Here is a 229-nt window from a genome sequence, read left to right on the forward strand (position 1 = left end):
CGCGACGGCCGTAGCCCCTCCAGTACCCCCGTGCCTGGGAATGGTCACAGCCGTTGTCACGGTATGTCTCCTATATCGCTTGTCGCACCGCCTGTTCATCCGGTGCGACAAGCGATATAGGAGACATACCGTGACAACGGCTGTGACCATTCCCAGGCACGGGGGTACTGGAGGGGCTACGGCCGTCGCGGCACGAGCGCGCCAGGTGGTGAAGGCGTACGGGTCCGGG

The 229-nt window shown here is 64.6% G+C and carries 1 pseudogene; it reads left to right on the plus strand.

What is annotated here, in order from left to right:
• Window positions 1–130 precede the first annotated feature (130 nt).
• Window positions 131–229, plus strand: a pseudogene (locus tag DVH02_RS36570) (ABC transporter ATP-binding protein); the annotation flags it as partial.

It is taken from the genome of Streptomyces corynorhini (assembly GCF_003346515.1).
Taxonomy (GTDB): Bacteria; Actinomycetota; Actinomycetes; order Streptomycetales; family Streptomycetaceae; genus Streptomyces; species Streptomyces corynorhini.